Source organism: Nakamurella sp. PAMC28650, assembly GCF_014303395.1.
GTDB lineage: Bacteria > Actinomycetota > Actinomycetes > Mycobacteriales > Nakamurellaceae > Nakamurella.
On record NZ_CP060298.1, the window covers coordinates 2027371 to 2047679 of the forward strand.

At 69.0% G+C, this 20309-nt stretch carries 19 protein-coding genes; 15 read left to right on the top strand and 4 right to left on the bottom strand.

Features of this window, described 5'->3' with window-relative positions:
• The first annotated feature begins 2 nt into the window (after positions 1-2).
• From H7F38_RS09200 to H7F38_RS09210, 3 genes are all read left to right on the top strand, one after another.
• A complete protein-coding gene (locus H7F38_RS09200; protein WP_187093805.1) occupies positions 3-1001 on the top strand; it encodes an o-succinylbenzoate synthase in 999 nt (332 codons plus the stop codon).
• Between the two features lie 167 nt (positions 1002-1168).
• Positions 1169-3007 (top strand): hypothetical protein, encoded by a 1839-nt coding sequence (locus H7F38_RS09205; RefSeq protein WP_187093806.1) that lies wholly within the window; start codon positions 1169-1171, stop codon positions 3005-3007.
• Between the two features lie 25 nt (positions 3008-3032).
• Positions 3033-3359 (top strand): hypothetical protein, encoded by a 327-nt coding sequence (locus H7F38_RS09210; RefSeq protein WP_187093807.1) that lies wholly within the window; start codon positions 3033-3035, stop codon positions 3357-3359.
• 1 nt (position 3360) lies between these two features.
• Here the strand turns inward: H7F38_RS09210 and H7F38_RS09215 are convergent.
• Positions 3361-4279 (bottom strand): IS5 family transposase gene (locus tag H7F38_RS09215; protein WP_370531281.1). Its coding sequence is split into 2 segments (ribosomal slippage): positions 3361-3927 and positions 3929-4279, totalling 918 coding nucleotides; the frame shifts between segments, so codons are not numbered across the junction.
• 52 nt (positions 4280-4331) lie between these two features.
• Here H7F38_RS09215 and H7F38_RS09220 point away from each other — a divergent pair.
• Entirely contained in the window at positions 4332-4520 is a 189-nt protein-coding gene (locus H7F38_RS09220; RefSeq protein WP_187093808.1) for a hypothetical protein, read from the top strand.
• Here H7F38_RS09220 and H7F38_RS09225 read toward each other — a convergent pair.
• Complete coding sequence (locus H7F38_RS09225) at positions 4513-5016, bottom strand: GtrA family protein (protein WP_187093809.1); 504 nt, start codon at positions 5014-5016, stop codon at positions 4513-4515. The two genes, H7F38_RS09220 and H7F38_RS09225, sit on opposite strands and share 8 nt — an antisense overlap.
• 46 nt (positions 5017-5062) lie before the next feature.
• Here H7F38_RS09225 and menD point away from each other — a divergent pair, with 46 nt between their 5' ends.
• On the top strand, positions 5063-6790 hold the full coding sequence (gene menD, locus H7F38_RS09230; RefSeq protein ID WP_187093810.1) for a 2-succinyl-5-enolpyruvyl-6-hydroxy-3-cyclohexene-1-carboxylic-acid synthase: 1728 nt from the start codon (positions 5063-5065) through the stop codon (positions 6788-6790).
• 45 nt (positions 6791-6835) lie between these two features.
• On the opposite strand, the gene H7F38_RS09235 is transcribed toward menD, so the two are convergent.
• Positions 6836-8062 (bottom strand): isochorismate synthase MenF, encoded by a 1227-nt coding sequence (locus tag H7F38_RS09235; RefSeq protein WP_222618561.1) that lies wholly within the window; start codon positions 8060-8062, stop codon positions 6836-6838.
• 112 nt (positions 8063-8174) lie between these two features.
• On the opposite strand from H7F38_RS09235, the gene H7F38_RS09240 reads away from it, so the two are divergent.
• A complete protein-coding gene (locus H7F38_RS09240) occupies positions 8175-8807 on the top strand; it encodes a DUF3592 domain-containing protein (protein ID WP_187093811.1) in 633 nt (210 codons plus the stop codon).
• Between the two features lie 21 nt (positions 8808-8828).
• Here H7F38_RS09240 and H7F38_RS09245 read toward each other — a convergent pair whose 3' ends face one another.
• Positions 8829-9686: an inositol monophosphatase gene (locus tag H7F38_RS09245; protein WP_187093812.1), complete on the bottom strand. Its 858-nt coding sequence runs from the start codon at positions 9684-9686 to the stop codon at positions 8829-8831.
• A gap of 157 nt (positions 9687-9843) precedes the next feature.
• Between H7F38_RS09245 and H7F38_RS09250 the strand changes: the two genes are divergently transcribed.
• From H7F38_RS09250 to H7F38_RS09290, 9 genes are all read left to right on the top strand, one after another.
• Positions 9844-10536 carry a demethylmenaquinone methyltransferase gene (locus H7F38_RS09250; protein ID WP_187093813.1) on the top strand — a complete coding sequence of 231 codons (693 nt, stop codon included), beginning with the start codon at positions 9844-9846 and terminating at the stop codon, positions 10534-10536.
• A gap of 249 nt (positions 10537-10785) precedes the next feature.
• Positions 10786-12111 (top strand): geranylgeranyl reductase family protein, encoded by a 1326-nt coding sequence (locus tag H7F38_RS09255; protein WP_187093814.1) that lies wholly within the window; start codon positions 10786-10788, stop codon positions 12109-12111.
• Between the two features lie 110 nt (positions 12112-12221).
• Positions 12222-12587, top strand: a complete 366-nt coding sequence (locus H7F38_RS09260; protein WP_187093815.1) for an NADH-quinone oxidoreductase subunit A — start codon at positions 12222-12224, stop codon at positions 12585-12587.
• Positions 12588-12697: 110 nt separating this feature from the next.
• Positions 12698-13333 carry an NADH-quinone oxidoreductase subunit B family protein gene (locus H7F38_RS09265; protein WP_187093816.1) on the top strand — a complete coding sequence of 212 codons (636 nt, stop codon included), beginning with the start codon at positions 12698-12700 and terminating at the stop codon, positions 13331-13333.
• A gap of 74 nt (positions 13334-13407) precedes the next feature.
• Positions 13408-14238, top strand: coding sequence for an NADH-quinone oxidoreductase subunit C (locus H7F38_RS09270; RefSeq protein WP_187094585.1), 831 nt, complete (start codon positions 13408-13410; stop codon positions 14236-14238).
• 48 nt (positions 14239-14286) lie between these two features.
• The gene (locus H7F38_RS09275) at positions 14287-15639 is read left to right on the top strand and encodes an NADH-quinone oxidoreductase subunit D (RefSeq protein ID WP_370531353.1); all 1353 of its coding nucleotides are present in this window, start codon (positions 14287-14289) and stop codon (positions 15637-15639) included.
• On the top strand, positions 15636-16388 hold the full coding sequence (locus H7F38_RS09280; RefSeq protein ID WP_187093817.1) for an NAD(P)H-dependent oxidoreductase subunit E: 753 nt from the start codon (positions 15636-15638) through the stop codon (positions 16386-16388). The genes H7F38_RS09275 and H7F38_RS09280 overlap by 4 nt, the downstream gene beginning before the upstream one ends.
• 67 nt (positions 16389-16455) lie before the next feature.
• Positions 16456-17739, top strand: coding sequence for an NADH-quinone oxidoreductase subunit NuoF (nuoF, locus tag H7F38_RS09285; RefSeq protein WP_187094587.1), 1284 nt, complete (start codon positions 16456-16458; stop codon positions 17737-17739).
• Positions 17739-20270 (top strand): NADH-quinone oxidoreductase subunit G, encoded by a 2532-nt coding sequence (locus H7F38_RS09290; protein WP_187093818.1) that lies wholly within the window; start codon positions 17739-17741, stop codon positions 20268-20270. The genes nuoF and H7F38_RS09290 overlap by 1 nt, the downstream gene beginning before the upstream one ends.
• Positions 20271-20309 lie beyond the last annotated feature (39 nt).

Sequence of the window (20309 nt, forward strand, 5' to 3'; positions counted from 1 at the left end):
CCGTGACCTCTGATCAGCTCGCCGCCGTCCTTGCCACCGCGAAGGTGTTCGCGATTCCGCTGCACGACCGGTTTCGCGGAATCACCGTCCGCGAGGGCGTGCTCCTGCAGGGTCCGGCCGGCTGGTCCGAGTTCGCACCCTTCAACGACTACGACGACGCGGCCGCCCTTCCGTGGCTGGAAGCGGCTCTGGACACCGCCGAAAATACCTGGCCCGCAATGGTTCGCGGGAGTATCGAAGTGAACACGACCATTGCGGTGGTGAGCCCCGGACGGGCCGGCGAGCTGGTCCGTGCCTCTGGATGCCGGACCGCGAAGGTCAAGGTGGGCGGTCTGGACGGCGGCGTGGCCGGCCTGGGTATCGCCAACTCCCTGGCCGCTGACGCCGAGCGACTGGCCGCCGTGCGGGACGCGCTGGGAGCGACCGGGAAGATTCGGATCGATGCCAACGCCGGTTGGACGGTCGATGAAGCGCTGCAGGCGATTCCACTGTTGGACCGGGCCGCCGGGGGACTGGAGTACGTCGAGCAGCCGTGCGCGACGATCGAGGATCTGGCCGCCGTACGGCGGCGGGTGGACGTCCCGATCGCGGCGGACGAGTCGATCCGCCGCGCGGAGGATCCGATGCGTGTCAAACTCGCCGGCGCGGCCGACCTGGCCGTGGTGAAGGTCGCTCCCCTCGGAGGTGTGCGCCGTGCTCTGCGAATCGCCGAGATGACCCGCCTGCCGATCGTGGTGTCCTCCGCGGTGGACAGCGCGGTCGGACTGGCCGCCGGCCTGGCCCTCGCCGGAGCGCTTCCGGTGCTCGACCACGCCTGTGGGCTGGGGACCGCAAGTCTGCTGATCGGTGACGTGAGTTCGACCGGATTCATCCCCGTCGACGGCATGCTCCCTGTGCCGGCCAGGGCGCCCGATCCCGACAACTTCGACGAGTTCGCCGCCGGGCCCGCCGCGACCGCCTTCTGGTTGGCCCGCCTCGATCGGGTGGCATCCCTGCTGTGACCGTTCAGCACTCGACCTGTCCCCACCACGGGACGATCGGTTCGGCCGGCCCTTCCGCGCGGCGAGGACGCCGGGGTCGGCAGCATGTCCCATAGTCTCTCCTGGAGCGGCGACGGGTACCGCACGATCGCGCAGTGCGCGGCGACATGATCTGGCAGGGGTGAAGTTTGCAGACGCTGGCGGTCAATGCGGCCCTGATCGTCTGGGTGGTGCTGTTGCTGCTAGGTCCGGCCATCGCGTTGGGCCTGCGGGGCCGGATGACCACGGCCATGTTGGCCGCTGTCACCGTCCTGACGATGACGGCGATCTGCCTGGTCACCTATGTTGCTGCGCTGGCCGGTTACGGCTCGCTCGGACCCCTTCGGGTCTGCGTCGTCCTGCTCTCGATCGTCCTGGTGTTCGACGTCGTGCAGACCATCCGGCTGATCCGTGGAGTGCGTGCCGGACGGCAGACCTGGCCGGCGAACCCCGATCTTCTCGCCGTACCCCTCGGCTTGTTCGTCGGCGTCTGGACGATTGTTCCCGCTCTGCTCGGTCTGGGCCGGGCGGGAGTTCGGTTCGGGCTGGTCACCGGGTTCAACCCCGACTTGGCCAACTACGTCCTGGAGTCGGATAACGTAGCCGATTCTGGCTTCCGGCACGACAACCATCTGGCGAACCATCTCGGTTCGATGAACATCGCCGAGTTCGCGCACCACCTGAGCTACATGGGTCCGACGGCCCTGATGAACCTGGTGTCGGCGGCAACCGGGCTGGCCGGCTGGCAGGTGGCCATGGCAACCATGGGCGTAGCCGTCAGCCTGTCCGTGATCGCGCTCTGGGCCCTGGTCGGAGCGGTGTGGCCGACGGTCCGGCGAGGTGTCGCCTCGGCAGTGGTCGTCGCCGCGATGGCCTCGCTGTCGACGTACCTCGTCAGTCTGTACTTCCTCGGCGGGGTGCTCGCCCTGGTCAGCGTGGCGACCTCGCTGGCCGGTGCGACGATGTTGGGCCGACCCGATGTCCATCGGCGAATTCCAGGAGCACTCGCAGTCGTGGGCGGCGGCGCGCTCGGCATCTTCTCCTACGGACACCTGGGTCTGCCGATCGCTGGGCTGCTACCGATCTGGTCGGTGCTCGTCGCCGTTCTGGTCGGTCACCGGACCCGGAGGAAACTCCTCACCATCCTCGCGTGGTCGGTCGGCTCGGTAGCTGCCGCGCTGGTGCTGTCAGCCGTTGCGGTGCCCACCGCTCTTGCCCTGGTCCGTCAGCAGGTCGACGTCGTCGTGGGCTTCGCGCTCCCGGCGATGGATCCGCAGACGATGTTGTTCTGGCCGCCGGGCTTCGGCCAGGCGACGTCAGGCCCCGCGCTGGCGGCGAGTTGGGCGCTCGCCGCGGCGGTCGTGATCCTGGGCCTGACCGCCTCGTGGCGACACGGGATGCGGGAGTCGGTCATCATCACCGCGGTGCTGACCCTTGGCTGCGTCGCCGTCTCACTGGCCTGCGTGGTCGTCTACGGACCGATTCGATATCAGACCTGGAAGATGGAATCCTTCCTCCTGCCACTGGCTCTGGTGTTGTGCTATCCGGCTCTCAGCGTCCTGAAGTTCGGTCGACGTCGCCTCGGTAGGAGCCTGATGGTGCTGTCCGTCGGAGTGGTGCTGCTGAGCCCGGCGCTGAATTGGCAGAAGGCGGTCGTGACGGGCCAGGGACGGCCGCAGACGGCTCTGGCCGCATCTTTCCTGACCCCGGCGGGATTGGTGGATCTGGCCAGGTCCCCCGTTCTCGCGGGATTGTCCAGCGTGAATGTGCGCCTCGGTTCAGGTTTCGAGACGATGGCCGCAGGTTCCATACTGCCGACGGCTGTGGTGATCCTGTCCAGTCCGTCCTACTACACGCCGGTCACCTCTCCTTCCACCTGCACCGTGACCCGGAGGGACATGCTGGCACCGGGGGAGACCGCGTACACGGATCTCGGCGGCGGCTACGTGTTGCTGCGTCGGCCGAGCGTCTGCGCTGTGCAGAAGTGATCGGGGCAGAGGTCGTCGGCGCAGAATGATGAATCGATCGATCCCGACCACGATCGCGGCCCTCCTCTGCGCCGTCCTGGCGGCCGGCTGCTCGCGGTCCATCGTTGCCCCGGTGACCGATCTCGTTCCCGCGACCGCCACGCAGTTCAGCTCACCGCTGGGTGTCGCGGTGACGGCCGGCTCCTCCGGGAACGACGGGGTGGGTGGCCAGGTGCACTACTGGTTGACCTCACCGGTGGGCGCGGTGACCGTGACGAACCGCGCCAGTCCCTCGTCGGTCGTCACCCTCTCGATGACTGTCCTGGCGCCGCCGTGCCGCGGGCTCACCGCGCGACTAGAGCGTGTCTGGTAATTCAGCGGAGGTGCAGCACGCTGGCGGCCAGATGGACACCGCCAAGGAATGTCAGGGCGTGTTTGTCATAGCGGGTGGCGATGCCGCGCCACTGTTTCAGACGGGCGTATCCGCGTTCGACGGCGTTGCGGCGTTTGTACTCCTCGGCTTCAAATCCTGGTGGGCGGCCACCGCGTGAACCCTTCGCCTGACGATGGGCCTGCTGGTCACTGCGCTGCGGAATGGTGTTGCCGATACGTCTGCGCCGCAACTCCTTCCGAGTGGAGGGATGCGAATACGCGCGATCGGCCAGTACCCGGAACCGGCGGGCCCGAACGCCCCGCTGCTGCCGGCGGTGCAGATCCAACAACGGCACCAACTGGGGATTGTCGCCGGCCTGGCCGGGCGTCAGGATCACCGTCACAGGGCAGGCCCGCTGATCGGTCAAGGAATGGATCTTCGTCGACAGACCGCCCCGGGATCGGCCCAACGCGTGGTCAGCGGGTTCGACCGGAAAATTCTTGTCATTCGATGGTGCCCCCTGTGTCCTGCTCGACCGTCGAAACGACCTCCGAGGTGACGCTCTTGCGAGCCCCGGCCGCGTGCTGGTGCGCGCGCACCACCGTGGAATCCACCGACAGCAACTCGATGACGGCGTCACCCTCAACGTCCTGGACAAACCCAGCCCGTTTCGCGGCCACCAAGATCCGGTCATAGGTACCGTCGGTTGACCAGCGGAAATGCCGTGCCCACACCGTCTGCCAACGACCCAGCTCGGTCGGCAGATCCCGCCACGGCGAGCCCGTCCGGTAGCGCCAGCAGATCGCCTCGAGCATCTCGCGGTGATCGTTCCACGGACGGCCACGCCGACCACCGTAGGCCGGCATCAACGGCTCGACCACCGCCCAGAACTCGTCCGAGATCACTCCTGTACGCGCCATAGGAAGATCATCAACGTCGAGGCGCCGATTGATTAGCAGACACGCTCTAGAGGTGACCAGCGGTGCGGGCGTCATCACGCGCGACGTCGGCTCGGTGACGAGCGTTCCGATCAAGCTGCAGTTGAAGGTCGCCCCGGGTCGGTCAGCGGTCGTCGGACTGCGGGTGTCGAGCCCGGCCTGCCGCTTGCCCCCGGACGTGCGGCAGCTCTACGTCGCGCTCTCCGACCTGACCGTCAGCTGACGGTGGGACTCGTCTCCGGGCGGAACACCCAGCGTCGCATGAGGAGGAACGACGGGACCGCCGTCACCACCACCGGTGCGTAGGCGGAAATGATTCGTGGGGCACCGATGTAATCGAGCGACCAGGCCACGGCCGCGGCCAGGACGAAGTTGAGGGCCACCACCGTCAGATAGCGGGGTACGTGGGTGCGCATCCTGGTCGCACTGCGGAAGATCAGCCTGGCCCCGAGATAGTTGGCGACGACACTGATGCCGTAGGCGATGACGACGTCGAACGTGAAACTGCGGGGAGACAGGGAGATGAGGGACCAGACCACAATGCTGTAGACCACGGCCACCAGGGCACCGTTCACCGCGAACAGGGCGAACTGCAAGACCTGCGGGCTCAGAAATCGCCGCCCCGCGAACCGGAACCGACGGGCCGACACCACATCCGACGAGACCGACCCGGCAGCCGCTGCGTTCGCAACAGGAGGGTGACTCTCGGGCGTGGCCATGATGAGCCATCGTACGGGCGGCGGCGCGTACTGCCAGAATGGCGGGGTGAACCCGTCGACGGCCTTTGCCCGTGTCCTGGTCGATGAGCTGATCGCCGGCGGCGTCACCGATGCGGTGCTGGCGCCCGGTTCGCGGAACGCCCCACTGTCCATCGCGTTGTACGACGCCGACTCCCGTGGCCGCCTCCGGCTGCACGTCCGCATCGACGAGCGGACCGCCGGTTTCCTGGCGGTCGGACTCGCCCGCATCTCCGGGCGGCCGGTCGTGGTCGTCACCACCTCCGGTACCGCCGTCGCCAACCTGCACCCCGCCGTCCTGGAAGCGCATCACGGAGGTGTCCCGCTGCTCGTGCTGTCGGCGGACCGGCCGCCGGCGCTGCGGGACGTCGGAGCCAACCAGGTCATCGACCAACGGGGGGTGTTCGGGCCGGCGTTGCGCTTCTTCCACGAGTTCGGGGTCGCGAGCGACAGGCCCGGCCAGAACGCCACGTGGCGCTCGATGATCTGCCGGGCCCTTGCGCACAGTCTTGGCTCCGGAACGGGTTTCGCCGGGCCGGTGCAGCTCGACGTGCCGCTGGTGGAGCCGCTGATGCCCGACGAGTCGGAAGCCGGCTGGCCGGAGACGCTGGAGGGCCGCGCGAGTCCGACCGGCGCGTCGCTTCCGTGGACGGCCATCGACACCGCCGCCCCGGACGAGGTCCTGGCCGGTGTCGACGTTCCCGCCGGCCGGGTAGGAATGATTCCGGCTCCGGCCGAGGGCGAGCGCGTCCTGTTCCTGGGGGACCTGACCCACCCGGCCGCCGGGCCGTTGGCGGCCCTCGGCCACGTGGTGATCTCCGAGGCCGGCGGCGCCGCTGGATCGGCGGTCATCTCGGCCGGAATGCACCTGTTGGCCGTGCCCGGGTTCCTGGAACCCGGACTGCCGGATCGTGTGGTGGTGCTCGGCCGACCGACCATGTACCGCCAGATCACGGCGCTGCTGGCTGATTCGATGATCGCTGTGGACGTGCTCGCCTCGCCGTTCGGCTTCGCCGATCCGACGGGCAGGGCCCGGCGGGTGGCGCCGGTGCTGGCACCGCTGTCCGGACCGGGGGACACCGAGTTCGTCGGCTTCTGGAGGGAGGCGGAAGCCGCTGCTGCCCAACAGATCTCGCAGGTGGTGGGTGACATGGACATCGCCTGCTCGCCGCGGTTGGCGGCTCAGCTGGTGTCCCTGCTCCCCGACGGTTCGACCCTGATGCTCGGGTCGTCGCAGCCGCCTCGCGATGTCGGGTTGTCGTCGGCGCCGCGGGACGGGCTGCGACTGGTGGCCAATCGCGGCGTGGCCGGCATCGACGGCACCGTCTCGACGTCGGTCGGCGTGGCGTTGGGGGCCGGCCCTGACGCGGGTCCGACCGTCGCGCTCCTCGGCGATCTGACCTTCCTGCACGACATGACGGGCCTGGTGATCGGTCCTCACGAACCCCGCCCCGACCTGACCATCGTCGTCTCCAACAACGGGGGTGGCGGCATCTTCCACACGCTGGAGCCGGGAGAACCGCTGTACGCCAGAGCATTCGAGCGGGTCTTCGGGACACCCCACGACGTCCAGCTGGCCGGCGTGGTGGAAGCGGCCGGCTGGGAGCACGTGCTCGTGTCCTCCGCGGACGAACTGGCCGAGGCGATCGCCGACCCGACCGGAATCAGGGTGGTCGAGGTGCCCACCGGCCGGACCGATCTACGCGAGTTACACAGCCGGATCCGCGCCGCCGTGTCCAGAGCAGTCAGGGGCTGAGCACAGGCTGGACGGCACGGTGCACAGGCTGGACGGCACGGTGGATCAGCGTCCGGCTTCCAGTGCGTCGCGGATCGGGATCATCTTGACCTGGGCCTCGCGGGCCTCGGTCTCCGGGTCGGAATCGGCGACGATGCCGCAGCCGGCGATCATCCGGACGGTGTGTCCGGCCACCGAGGCGCAACGCAGGGCGATCGCGAACTCGCCGTCGCCGGAGGCATCGAGCCAGCCGACCGGCGCGGCGTACCGGCCGCGCGGAGCTGGTTCGAGCTCCCGGATCATTTGGCGTGCAACGTCTGTGGGGGTCCCGCCGACAGCGGCGGTCGGATGCAGCATCGCGGCCAGCTCCAGGGCACTGGGCCCGCCGGTCGGTAGGTGCCCGCTGATGTCGGTGGCCAGATGGGTCAGGTTCGCAAGCGTCAGGGGGTGCGGCCCGACGGGTACCTGCAGATCCGGGATGACCTCGCGCAGCACCGCGGCCACCGAATCGACGGCGAAAGCGTGCTCGGCCAGATCCTTCCGGCTGAGCATCAGGTCGGCGGCCACCGTGTCGTCCGCGTGCTCGGCCCACGCCGTTCCCGCGAGCACCCGGGAGGTGATCTCGCCGTCGACCCGGCGGATGAGGGTCTCCGGACTTGCCCCGATCAGCCCGTCGACGGCATACGTCCAGCAGCTCGGGTAGGCCGCGGCGAGACGGCGGAGCAGGAACCGCTCGTCCACCTCGTACTCGGCGGTCGCGTCCAGGTCGTGGGCCAACACCACCTTGAAGAGTTCGCCGGACCTGATGCGTTCCGTGGCGGCGGCGACGGCCGAGGTGAACCCGGCCACCGACATCGAGGCGTCGGAGTAGCTGATGGTGCCGGGGGACCGCACCGGTGTCGGCTCACCGAGTGCCGAGTCACCGATCACCGTGCTGAACGCCGTGGTGCCGCGAACACCGATGACCACCGACGGCACGATCGCGACCGACACGTCGGTGTCGTCGAACCCGAGCGAGACGAAGGCGATCGGGCCGCTGCCAGGGAGCCCGACCGGGTCGGACACCGACAGATCGGCGACGACCCCGTCGAACCAGGAGCGGATCTCGGACGCGGCTTCCGGGCCCTTGGCCGTCATCCGGGCGTGCTCTCCCCAGCCGATCAGACCCTCGCCGTTCCGCAGGAACGACAGCGCACCCCGGGATGCCGGAGCGAGCGCGACCAGGTCGAGCGGCATCGGCAACGGGCGGCTGATGGCCCGGATTTGAGCCGGGGCTGCGGGAGATGCGGACACGATGGTCCAGGATAGTCCGCGCCGCGACCGGACCCCCGGAGCTGAGACAGGGGCCACGTGGGAGCACCGCCACGGCCGGTCGAGAGCGGTACCTGCGCCCTACACTCACGCGGTGTCCGCTGACGTTCCCCCACCGGTGACGCCGGCGGCGACTCCGTCCGTGACCCCGCCGGCGATCGGACCCGGGACGGCGCGGCCGACCGGGGCCCTGCCACCTGTCGCGACCGCGCCCCGGCCGGTCCGGCTGCCGGTCAGGAGGATCAGGATCCGGCGGGCCGCCCCCGGATCCGGCTGGCTCCTGGCGTCCCGCATCGTGCTGGGCGCGGCCCTCGCGGTGACGCTGATGATCGCGGCCCTGGCCGCTGGAAGCCGACTCGACGATCGCCGGATCGATCAGCACCTGGGGACTGCGACGGCGACGGTGCTCTCCCTCTCGGCGCTGCACACGGGCATCGAGTTCGTCGACGGCGGCGGTGTCACCATCCGCCCTCCGGACGGGGTGCTCTATCCGGGACTGCTGTCGGTCGGGCAGAAGTTCAAGATCGAGTATTCGACGCTCGACCCGACGATCGTCAGAGTGGCCGGACGCACCGCGGCCGTCGGCAATCTGATTCTGCTGATCACGCTCGGGGTCACCTGGCTGGTGGCCCTGGGCGCCAACCTGGTGCTGCGCCGTCGATGGCGTGCGATAGCGTCGCGGGCAGCGATCCGGCCCGATCCGCTGCGACTCGGCTCGACCCCCTGACGAGCTCGACCTCCTGAAGAGTCAAAACCCTGAAGAGTTCAAACCCCTGACGAGCTCGATCGCCTGATCGGCCAGCGCCGGGACGGCCACGATCAGCCCGTCCAGCGGTAGCAGGCTCTCGTTGCCCTCCAGATCGCAGACCGTCATCCCGGCCTCCAGTGCCAGGATCAGCGCGCCGGCGACATCCCAGACGTGGTATCCGGCCGACGGGAGGATCGCGACGGCTGCCCGCCCCAGCGCGACCTGGGTGATCGCCAGCGCCGATGATCCGACCATCCGCAGTCCGGCGTGTGCCGCCCTGGTCCCGACGATGAGCTGACCGAGGTCGGGCCGCTCTCCGGGTTTGCTCGGCTCGGCGAACACCAGCGATCCGGCCAGCGAGGTCAGCGTGCTGGGGGGCACCCTGCGCCCGTTGGCCCGTAGCCCGAGCCCGCGGGCGGCCGCATAGATCTGGCCCTGGTAGGGATCGGCGATGACGCCGACCAGCGGCCCCTGCTCGTCGACCAGCGCCAACGAGTAGCAGCACCACGGGATGCCGGCCACGTAGTTGGCCGTGCCGTCGACCGGGTCCACGATCCACAGGTGCTCGGGGCCACCCGGTTCACCCGGCAGGGCCAGTGGATCGGGGCCGGTGGACCCGCCGTACTCCTCGCCCAGCACGGCGCTGCCAGGGAACTCGGCGGCGATGACCCGGCGCGTGTGTCGCTCGAGCGTTCGATCGGTCTCGGTGACCCAGTCGAAAGGATGGGCTTTCGCCCCCGGCGAGGCCATCCGACCGGCCGTGGCGGTGATCACTTCGGCCGCGTCGTTCGCGAGCCGCCCCGCGACGTCGAGGGCACGCGAGATCAAGCCGGCGGACGCCAGTGCGGGAGAGGCCATCTCCCCAGTTTGCAGACCGGGTGTGTCGAGCCGGTCACTTTGCGGTGAATCTGTGGTGCAGTTTGAGTGATCAACGTCTCCGCGCCGCGGCCCCGGCCCGGTCGAGCATCACGGCCGGAGCCGTCGAGCCCGCGCCGCCGATCGGTACGCTCTGGGCATGGGACGCGCCGGACTGGAGAAGAACCCGCGGCAGGTCGCGGCGATGTTCGACGGGGTGGCCGGTCGCTACGACCGGACGAACACCCTGCTGTCGTTCGCGCAGGACCGGCGTTGGCGCCGGCACAGCGTGCGGGCGCTGGACCTGATGCCGGGTCGCAAGGTGCTCGACGTGGCCGCCGGCACGGCGGTCTCCACCGAGGAACTCGCCCAGAGCGGCGCCTGGAGCGTGGCGGCCGACTTCTCGCTCGGCATGCTGCAGGCCGGAGCCTCGCGGGGCGTGCCCAAGGTCGCCGGAGACGCCATGCACCTGCCGTTCGCGGACGGGAGCTTCGACGCCGTCACCATCTCCTTCGGACTACGCAATGTGCAGGACCCCGGCGCGGCCCTCACCGAGTTCGCGAGGGTCACCAGACCGGGGGGAGAACTCCTGGTCTGCGAGTTCTCGTCACCCCGCCCGGCGCCGATCGGCTTCCTCTACCGCTGGTACCTCGCGCACGTGCTGCCACGGCTGGCCGGCCGTTTCTCCTCGAACCCGGAGGCCTACACCTACCTGGGTGAGACCATCAATTCCTGGCCGGACCAGCCGACGCTGGCGCGGATGATCACCCGCTCCGGTTGGGGCGAGGTTGCCTGGAAGAACATGACTTTCGGCGTGGTCGCCCTGCACCACGCGGTGCGCACCAACCCCTGAGGCACGCTCCGGCCGGGCTGCTCCGAGCAAGATCCACTCCGAGCCACGGCCGGCCGGCACCGAGCGTCCTGCATCCTGCGGCGCGTCGGGCCCCCCGCCGTTTCCCACATCGTGTGAGCCGTCTTACACTGGGCCAGCGCCACTTAGTGAACGGATTCACAAACTCGTTCACGACGTCGGACCGGGGCCTGCTGCCGCACACCCCCGAGGACCGGCGGTCAGGCCGGCGTGAAGGGATAGTGGAATGTTGTGACCCAGACATCGAGCAACTCAGAGCCCAGTGATTTCCGCCCGACCGCCGCGAAGCACCCCGACACCAGCGCCGACGTCATCATCGTCGGGGCCGGACCGGCCGGGTCGACAGCGGCCATCTATCTCGCCCGCTCCGGCATCGACGTGCTGCTGCTGGAGAAATCGGTCTTTCCGCGCGACAAGGTCTGTGGCGATGGCCTCACCCCGCGAGGCACCAAGCAGTTGTTGGCGCTGGGTGTGGACGTCTCCGGCGACGACTGGCTGCGCAACAAGGGCCTGCGAGTGGTCGGTGGCGGCACCCGCCTCGAACTCCCGTGGCCGACCTTGCAGGACTACCCCGATTTCGGTCTCGTCCGTCCCCGCCGCGACTTCGACCAGATGCTGGCCGAGATGGCGGTCAAGGCCGGGGCCCGGCTGCACGTCGGCACCAATGTCACCGGCCCGATCCGGGACGAGCGGACCGGCCGTGTCGTCGGGGTCGAGGCCAGGACGGAGAACGGCCCGGTGTCCTTCCACGCCCCGCTGGTGGTGGCGGCCGACGGAGTGTCGGCGCGCATCGCACTCGGGATGGGCATCAACAAGCGTGACGACCGACCGCTGGGCGTTGCCGTCCGGCGGTACTACCACTCCCCGCTCAAGACGAACGACGACTACCTGGAATCGCACCTGGAGCTCTGGGACCGGTCCAATCCGTCGGACCCGAAGCTGCTCCCGGGCTACGGCTGGATCTTCGGTCTCGGTGACGGCACGGTGAACGTCGGCCTCGGCATGCTCAACTCCTCGAAGGCCTTCGGCAAGACCGACTACCGCAAACTGCTCAGGACGTGGCTCGACGGCACCCCGGAGGAGTGGGGCCTGCGCGAGGAGAACGCGATCGGCGGGATCGGCGGCGCCGGCCTTCCGATGGGATTCAACCGGACCCCGCACTACACCGACGGTCTCGTGCTCCTGGGTGACGCCGGCGGGTCGGTCAACCCGTTCAACGGCGAGGGCATCGCCTACGCGATGGAATCCGCGGCCATGGCCGCCGAGGCGATCCTGCAGGCGCTCGGGAGGCCAGAGGGGGTCAGCCGGGAGGCGGCTCTGCAGGGGTACGCCACGGCCATGAAGGACCATCTCGGCTCGTACTACCGGCTCGGCGGTCTGTTCTCCCACCTGATCGGCAAGCCGTCCATCATGGCGACGGCGACCCGGCTCGGACTTCCGCGCAAGCGGTTGATGTACCTGGTGATGAAGCTGCTGGCGGGGTTGTACGACAGCCGCGACGGCGACTGGGCGGACAAGGTCGTCCGTTCGCTGACCAGGATGGTGCCCAGCGTCTAGCCGCCCGGCGGCTAGGGTGCCAGGTGGTCGGGAGACCGGCCCCGGCAGTACATAGTGGTGATGGTGGTTCCGGCTCCGCAAGGGGACGCAGGGAAGGGTCAGGAGTATCGATGAGTGCGTATCTGCCGATTTTGATATTGCTGGTGGTGGCCGGCGGCTTCGCCGTCACCAACGCCACCGTGGTGACCGACAAACTGGGTCCGAGCCGGTTCAACCGCGCCAAGCTGGACGCCTACGAGTGCGGTATCGAGCCGACGCCCCTGCCGGCCGGCACCGCGGGCCGCTTCCCGATCAAGTTCTACCTGACGGCGATGTTGTTCATCGTCTTCGACATCGAGATCATCTTTCTCTACCCGTGGGCCCAGAGTGCTGTGGCACTAGGGGTTTTCGGGCTGATCGAGATGGGATTGTTCATCGTCACGGTGTTCTGCGCGTACGCCTACGTCTGGCGGCGTGGAGGGCTCGACTGGGACTGACGTAGTTTGCAGTTGCTTTTGCACGATGGAGCATTTTGTTGCAGGCCGACGGCTTGCAGCCCTGCGCAGCAGTGAGGCGACGATGCCGAGCATCCGAGAGGAATTCCGTCATGGGTCTTGAAGAAAAGCTCCCGAACGGCATCCTGCTGACCGGCGTCGAAAAGCTGGTCAACTGGACGCGCAAGGCGTCGCTGTTCCCGGCCACCTTCGGCCTGGCCTGCTGCGCCATCGAGATGATGACGACCGGCGCTCCCCGCTACGATCTCGGCCGGTTCGGCATGGAGGTCTTCCGGGCGTCCCCGCGTCAGGCCGACCTGATGATCGTGGCCGGACGGGTGACCCAGAAGATGGCGCCGGTGCTCCGGCAGATCTACGACCAGATGGCCGAGCCGAAATGGGTCATCGCGATGGGCGTGTGCGCTTCCTCCGGTGGCATGTTCAACAACTACGCCGTGGTGCAGGGTGTCGATCACATCGTCCCGGTGGACATGTACCTGCCGGGCTGCCCGCCGCGGCCGGAGATGTTGATCGACGCCATCCTCAAGCTGCACGCGAAGATCATGGACGAGCCGATGGGGCCGGTCCGGGCCGGCGAGAGGCTCGGCGTCCGCACCGATCTCGTTCCGTCGTCGGTGCGCTACGGCCGCAACGGCGTCGTCCACGGTCAGCGTCCACCCAGCGACGCCCAGCTGGCGGCCTCCGCGTCGGCGGTCGAGAGCGACGCCTGGAAGGCGGTCCGCCCGTGACCGGCCCCCAGGATCCCGCGGCCGCATCGTCCTCCGAGCAGCCGGGTGATCTGGCCCCGGGGGCCGTCTCCTCGGTGGACTCGCCGGCCACCTCCCCGGCGGGTGGGACCACCGACGCGCGGCATCAGACCCCGGTCCCCGGAACGGATCTCGCGTCTGCGGCGCTGAACGGACCGACCGGTCCCGGGGTCGCCCCGGTGGGCGTCGAGCGGACCGGGATGTTCGGCGTGCACGGCTCGGGCGACACCTCGGGGTTCGGACTTCTCGTCAGCCAGCCCTATGCGCCGGCCCCGGCGGAACGGCCGTTCGGTGGGCCGGGACCCCGCGGAGCGAGGGGCGAGCGCACCGGTGGCTCCGACCAGGGTCGAGGAAGCTTCGACGAGGTCGCCGACGCACTGGCCGCGGCGATGGTCGAGCGTTCGATCCCGTCGTCGGCGCTGATCCAGACGACGGTGGCCAACGGCGAGATCACCTTCTACTTCGGCCGGGAGCATCTCTCGGCACTGTTCTGGGCGCTGCGGGACGATTCCTCGCTGAAATTCGAGCTGGCCTCGTCCATCTCGGGCGTCGACTACGGACCTGACGTGCCGCGCCGGCTGCACGTGGTGTACGAGCTGACCTCGATGACCTACCGCCGGCGAATCCGGATCGAGGTCGCGGTCGGCGTCGACAACCCGCATGTGCCCAGCGCCGTCGCCACGTATCCGACGGCCGACTGGCACGAGCGCGAGACGTGGGACATGTTCGGCATCATCTTCGACGGGCATCCGGGACTGACCCGCATCCTGATGCCGGACGACTGGGACGGGCATCCCCAACGCAAGGACTATCCGCTGGGCGGCATCCCGGTGGAATACAAGGGCGCGGAGATCCCGGCGCCGGACCAGCGAAGGAGTTACTCGTGAGTGATCGACGTGACTGACTACCAGGATCCGGTCTTCGCCGAGGACTTCCTGCCGGACGACATCCGTGGTGGCGAGCCACGTGTCGCACGTGGCACGGCGACCACCGAGGGGCGCGTCTTCACCGTCACCGGCGGCGACTGGGACGACATGCTGGCCGACGGCAACTTCGGTGACGGCGGCGATTCCGACGAACGGATCATCGTCAACATGGGTCCGCAGCACCCGTCCACCCATGGCGTGCTCCGGCTGATCCTGGAGATCGAGGGGGAGACGGTGGTGCAGGCGCGGTCGGTGATCGGCTACCTGCACACCGGGATCGAGAAGTCCTGCGAGTTCCGCTCGTGGACCCAGGGCGTCACCTTCGTCACCCGCGCCGACTACCTCTCGCCGGCCTTCAACGAGGCCGCCTACTGCATGGCGATCGAGAAGCTCCTGGAGATCGAGGTTCCGCGCCGCGCACAGGTGATCCGGGTGCTGCTGATGGAGCTCACCCGCATTTCCTCGCACCTCGTCGCGGTCGCCACGGGCGGTATGGAACTGGGCGCTCTCACCGGGATGACGATGGGCTTCCGGGAGCGTGAGGAGGCCCTGCATCTGATGGAGTTCCTCACTGGGCTCCGGATGAACATGGCCTTCATCCGGCCGGGCGGAGTGGCCCAGGAGTTGCCGGCCGATTCGATCGACCACATCAACGCGTTCATCGCGAAGATGGAGACGCGACTCCCGGAGTACGACAAATTGCTGACCGGGCAACCGGTCTGGAAGATGCGGACGAAGGGTGTCGGGATCCTGCCGCTGGAGGCCTGCATGCAGTTGGGCATCACCGGGCCGGTTCTCCGATCGGCCGGCCTCCCGTGGGATCTGCGCAAGACGATGCCCTACTGCGGCTACGAGGAGTACGACTTCGAGGTGCCCACCTCGACCGACGCGGACTGCTACGCCCGCTACCTGCTCCGGGTCGCCGAGATGCACGAGTCCCTGAAGATCATGAAGCAGGCGGTGGCCAAGCTGGCCGAGCCGGGCCCGGTGATGGTGCAGGACAAGAAGATCGGCTGGCCGGCGCAGCTGTCCATCGGCTCCGACGGGATGGGCAACTCGCTCGAGTACATCAAGAAGATCATGGGCAGCTCGATGGAATCGCTGATCCACCACTTCAAGCTGGTCACCGAGGGATTCCACGTGCCGGCCGGCCAGGCCTACGTGGGGATCGAGAACCCGCGCGGCGAACTGGGGTGCCACGTCGTCTCCGACGGCGGTACCAAACCGTTCCGGGTGCACCTGCGGGACCCGGGTTTCGTGAATCTGCAGGCCATGCCGGCGATGAGCGAGGGCAGCCTGATCGCCGACGTCGTCGCAGCCGTTGCGTCCATCGACCCGGTGATGGGTGGGGTGGACCGGTGACGACAGCAGCGCACCGCAGGATCGGGGTACCCGAGTTCCTGGCCACCGACGTCGTTTTCGACCGCCTGACCCACGACCGTGCCGCCGAGCTGATCAGTCGCTACCCGTATTCGAGATCGGCGTTGCTCCCCCTGCTGCATCTGGTGCAATCGGTCGAAGGTTTCGTCAGCCAGCCCGGCATCGAGTTCTGCGCCGCCAAGCTGTCCCTCACCTCCGCGGAGGTGTCGGCGGTGGCGACGTTCTACACGATGTACAAGCGCACCCCGTGCGGGGAGCACCTGGTCAGCGTCTGCACCAACGCGCTGTGCGCGGTGCTGGGCGGCGACGCGATCTTCTCGACGCTGTCGGCCCACCTCGGAGTCGGTCACGAGGAGACCGCCGGTGAACCCGGGGCCGTCGGCTCCATCACGTTGGAGACGGCCGAGTGCCTGGCGGCGTGCGATCACGGCCCGGTGCTGCAGGTCAACTACGAGTACTACGACAACCAGACCCCTGACGGGGCACTGGATCTGATCACCGCGTTGCAGGCCGGTCAGAAGCCCGCGCCGACCAGAGGTGCGCCGCTGTCGGACTTCCGCACCATCGAACTCGAGATCGCCGGCATCATGCCGGATCTCGTGGCGGAGGTGGCCGGTCCCTCTGTCTCGCCGATGACCCTGCGCGGTTCGGTGCTCGCCGAGCACACCGGCCAGACCGCGCCGGCCATGCCCGACCACGTCGAATTTCCGCCGCTCCCGGAGAAGAAGTGACGTCATGACCACAGCAGACAAGCCCGTTTCGCCCACCGCTCCCGCACCGGCGTCCGGACCGGCCACGATGACCCCGGTGCTGACCCGCCGCTGGGCCTCCCCCGAGTCCTGGTCGATCAGGACCTACCGTCGTCTGGACGGGTACGAGGCCCTGCCGAAAGCGCTCGCCGTCGAGCCCGGCCGGGTGGTCGAGCTGCTGAAGAACTCCGGCCTGCGCGGTCGCGGTGGAGCGGGTTTCCCGACCGGTCTCAAGTGGTCGTTCCTGCCCCAGGGCGACGGCAAACCGCACTACCTGGTGGTCAACGCCGACGAGGGAGAACCCGGTACCTGCAAGGACATCCCCTCGATGATGGCCGATCCGCATGCGCTGATCGAGGGCTGCATCATCACCTGCTTCGCCATCCGGAGCGAGTTCTGCGCGATCTACGTCCGCGGTGAGGCGATCCATTCGCTGCGCCGCCTGACCCATGCGGTGAACGAGGCCAGGGCCGCCGGTTTCCTGGGCCGGAACATCCTCGGCACGGGTTTCAACCTCGAGATCGTGGTCCACGCCGGCGCCGGCGCGTACATCTGCGGCGAGGAGACGGCCCTGCTGGACTCGCTGGAGGGCCGCCGCGGCCAGCCGCGACTGAAGCCTCCGTTCCCCGCCGTCGCCGGCCTGTACGCCAGCCCGACGGTGGTCAACAACGTCGAGACGATCATGTCGGTGCCGCCCATCGTGCTCGGCGGCAGCGACTGGTACCGGTCGATGGGGACCGAGAAGTCGCCCGGCCCCAAGATCTACTCGCTGTCCGGGCACGTCACCCGGCCGGGCCAGTACGAGGCACCGATGGGTACCACCCTGCGTCAGTTGCTGGAGTCCGCCGGCGGCATGCTGGACGGGATCCCCCTGAAGTTCTTCACCCCGGGGGGTTCCTCGACACCGATCTTCACCCCGCAGCATCTCGACGTCCCTTTGTCCTTCGACGATGTCGCCGCCGCCGGGTCGATGCTCGGCACCACCGCGCTGATGTGCTTCAACGAGACCGTGTCGGTGCCCTGGGCCGTCTGGAAGTGGCTGGAGTTCTACAAGCACGAGTCGTGCGGCAAGTGCACACCGTGCCGGGAGGGCACCGGCTGGCTGGTGCAGATCCTGCGCCGGGTGGTCTCCGGCTCGGGGACCCTGGAGGACCTGGACACGCTCTCCGATGCCGCCGGCAACATCGCCGGGCGCTCGTTCTGCGCTCTCGGTGACGCCGCGGCGACGCCGATCCTGTCCAGCTTCAAGTACTTCCGTCACGAGTTCGAGGATCTGGTCACCGGGCGGACGGCTCCGGTCGTCGAATCGCGACTCCTGGTCGGGGCACACTGATGACCCAGACCGTCAACCCGCCGGCGGTGCCGCAGGAGAAGCCGGTGCCCGCAGGTTATGTGCGGCTGACCATCGACGGCGTCGTGGTCGATGCGCCCAAGGGCGAGCTGATCATCCGGGCCGCCGAACGCATCGGGACGGCCATCCCGCGCTTCTGCGACCACCCCCTGCTGGAGCCGGTCGGTGCCTGCCGGCAGTGCCTGGTCGAGGTCGAGATGGGCGGACGCCCGATGCCGAAGCCGCAGGCGTCCTGCACCCAGACGGTCGCGGACGGCATGGTGGTGCACACGCAGGTCACCTCGCCGGTGGCTGCCAAGGCGCAGCGTTCCAACCTGGAGTTCCTGCTGCTGAACCACCCGCTGGACTGCCCGATCTGCGACAAGGGCGGCGAGTGCCCGCTGCAGAACCAGACCCTGGCCAACGGGTCCGCCGAATCCCGGATGCACGAGGCCAAGAGGGTGTTCACCAAGCCGATCGCGATCTCGACCGAGATCCTGCTGGACCGGGAGCGCTGCGTGCTCTGCCAGCGCTGCACCCGTTTCTCCGACCAGATCGCCGGAGACCAGTTCATCGATCTGCTGGAACGCGGCTCTGCGCAACAGATCGGGATCAACTCGGCCGAGCCGTTCCAGTCGTACTTCTCGGGCAACACCATCCAGATCTGTCCGGTCGGCGCGCTGACCTCGGCCGCCTACCGGTTCCGTTCCCGCCCGTTCGACCTGGTCTCCACGCCGACCGTCTGCGAGCACTGCGCCGACGGCTGCGCGCAGCGGACCGATCACCGCTCCGTCGGGGTGACCCGCCGGCTGGCCGCCTCCGATCCGGAGGTCAACGACGAGTGGAACTGCGACAAGGGCCGTTTCGCCTTCGCCTACACCGGGACCGGTGACCGCATCCTCCGCCCGATGGTCCGCGGCGCCGACGGCGAGTTGTCGCCCGTGTCGTGGACCGAAGCGATGTCCGCCGCTGCGGCCGGGCTGGCGACAGCCCGGGACACCGGTGGGGTCGGCGTGCTGCCCGGCGGCCGGCTGACCGTCACCGACGCCTACGCCTACGCGAAATTCACCCGACTGGCGTTGCGCACCAACGACATCGACTTCCGTGCACGGGCTCATTCCGCCGAGGAGGCTGCCTTCCTGGCGGCCAGGGTGACCGGGGTGACCCCCGACACCGGTGGCGTCACCTTCGCGTCCCTGGAGAAGGCGCCGGCCGTGCTGCTGGTGGCGCTGGAACCGGAAGAGGAGTCGCCGATCCTGTTCCTGCGACTGCGCAAGGCCTCCCGCCGGGGTGTGCCGGTCTTCTCGGTCGGCAGCGTGCTCTCCCGCGGGCTGGAGAAGATGGCGGGGACCCTGCTCACCGCCGTGCCCGGTGCGGAAGCCTCCCTGCTGGAACGCCTGTCGGCCGACGGGTCCACCGGCGCCGGTGGGGGAGATGCCGGAGCCCAGTCCGAGGAAGCCCACCTCCGGGCCGCGGCCGCGGTGCGGGCCGCCGGTGCGGTGGTGCTCGTCGGTGAGCGGGCCGCCGAGATCCCCGGCCTGCTCACTGCGGTGGGCGCTTTCGCCGACGCCACCGGCGCACGGCTCGCCTGGGTGCCGCGTCGGGCCGGCGAGCGTGGGGCGCTGGACGCCGGTGCGATCGGCAATCTGCTGCCCGGTGGCCGGCCGGTGTCCGACGAGGGCGCCCGTCATGAGGTCGAAACGGCCTGGAGCGCACCGGTTCCGGTCGAACCCGGTCGGGACACGTCAGGAATTCTGGACGCCGTCGGAGCGGGCGGACTGGCCGGTCTGCTGATCGGGGGGGTCGAACTCTCCGATCTGCCCGATCCGGCCGCCGCCCTGGCCGCGATCGCCGCCGCTGGATTCGTGGTCAGCCTCGAACTCCGCCGCAGCGCCGTCACCGAGTTGGCCGACGTGGTGTTCCCGGTCGCCGCCGTGGCGGAGAAGGCGGGTTCGTTCGTCAACTGGGAGGGCCGGAACCGACCGTTCGGTGCCGCGCTCGCCGAGTTCGGCACCCTGGACGAGGGCCGCATACTGGACACGCTCGGCGTCGAGATGGACGTCGATCTCTACACCCAGACCCCGATCGCGGCCCGCGCCGACATGGGTCGCCTCGGGGTGTGGGCCGGGAAGAGCGACCGCGCTGACGAACTCGTCGACTCCAGTCCCACCAGTCCCAGAACGTCCAAGTTGATCAGCGCGGACGATCAGGCATTTCTCGTGGCGAGCTGGCGGATGGCGCTGGACGGGAGCCGCGGGCTGGACGGCGAGCCCCATCTGGCCGGTACCGCGAAACCCGACGTCGTCCGGTTGTCGCCGGCCAGCGCGGCCCGGCTCGACCTCGGCGACGGGGACCCGGTCAAGGTCACCGGTCCGGCCGGCGGGGTGGTCACCCTCCCGCTGGCGATCACCACGATGGCCGACGGCGTGGTCTGGCTGCCGGGCCGGATCAACGCAACGCCGCTCGGTGCTCTGATCGGTGCCGTCGCGGCCGACCGCGTGCACGTCACCGCCGGAGAAGGGCTGAACCGCTGATGAGCATCCTGGGTGCACGGGCACCGTTCGCGTCCGACA

Excerpts from the sequence above, each read along its gene's own strand:
- H7F38_RS09250 (WP_187093813.1), top strand. The coding sequence starts at position 9,844 with ATGGGACGCGCCGGACTGGAGAAGAACCCGCGGCAGGTCGCGGCGATG.
- H7F38_RS09225 (WP_187093809.1), bottom strand. The coding sequence starts at position 5,016 with ATGGCCACGCCCGAGAGTCACCCTCCTGTTGCGAACGCAGCGGCTGCC.
- H7F38_RS09290 (WP_187093818.1), top strand. The coding sequence starts at position 17,739 with ATGACCCAGACCGTCAACCCGCCGGCGGTGCCGCAGGAGAAGCCGGTG.
- H7F38_RS09245 (WP_187093812.1), bottom strand. The coding sequence starts at position 9,686 with ATGGCCTCTCCCGCACTGGCGTCCGCCGGCTTGATCTCGCGTGCCCTC.
- H7F38_RS09265 (WP_187093816.1), top strand. The coding sequence starts at position 12,698 with ATGGGTCTTGAAGAAAAGCTCCCGAACGGCATCCTGCTGACCGGCGTC.
- H7F38_RS09260 (WP_187093815.1), top strand. The coding sequence starts at position 12,222 with ATGAGTGCGTATCTGCCGATTTTGATATTGCTGGTGGTGGCCGGCGGC.
- H7F38_RS09210 (WP_187093807.1), top strand. The coding sequence starts at position 3,033 with ATGATGAATCGATCGATCCCGACCACGATCGCGGCCCTCCTCTGCGCC.
- nuoF (WP_187094587.1), top strand. The coding sequence starts at position 16,456 with ATGACCCCGGTGCTGACCCGCCGCTGGGCCTCCCCCGAGTCCTGGTCG.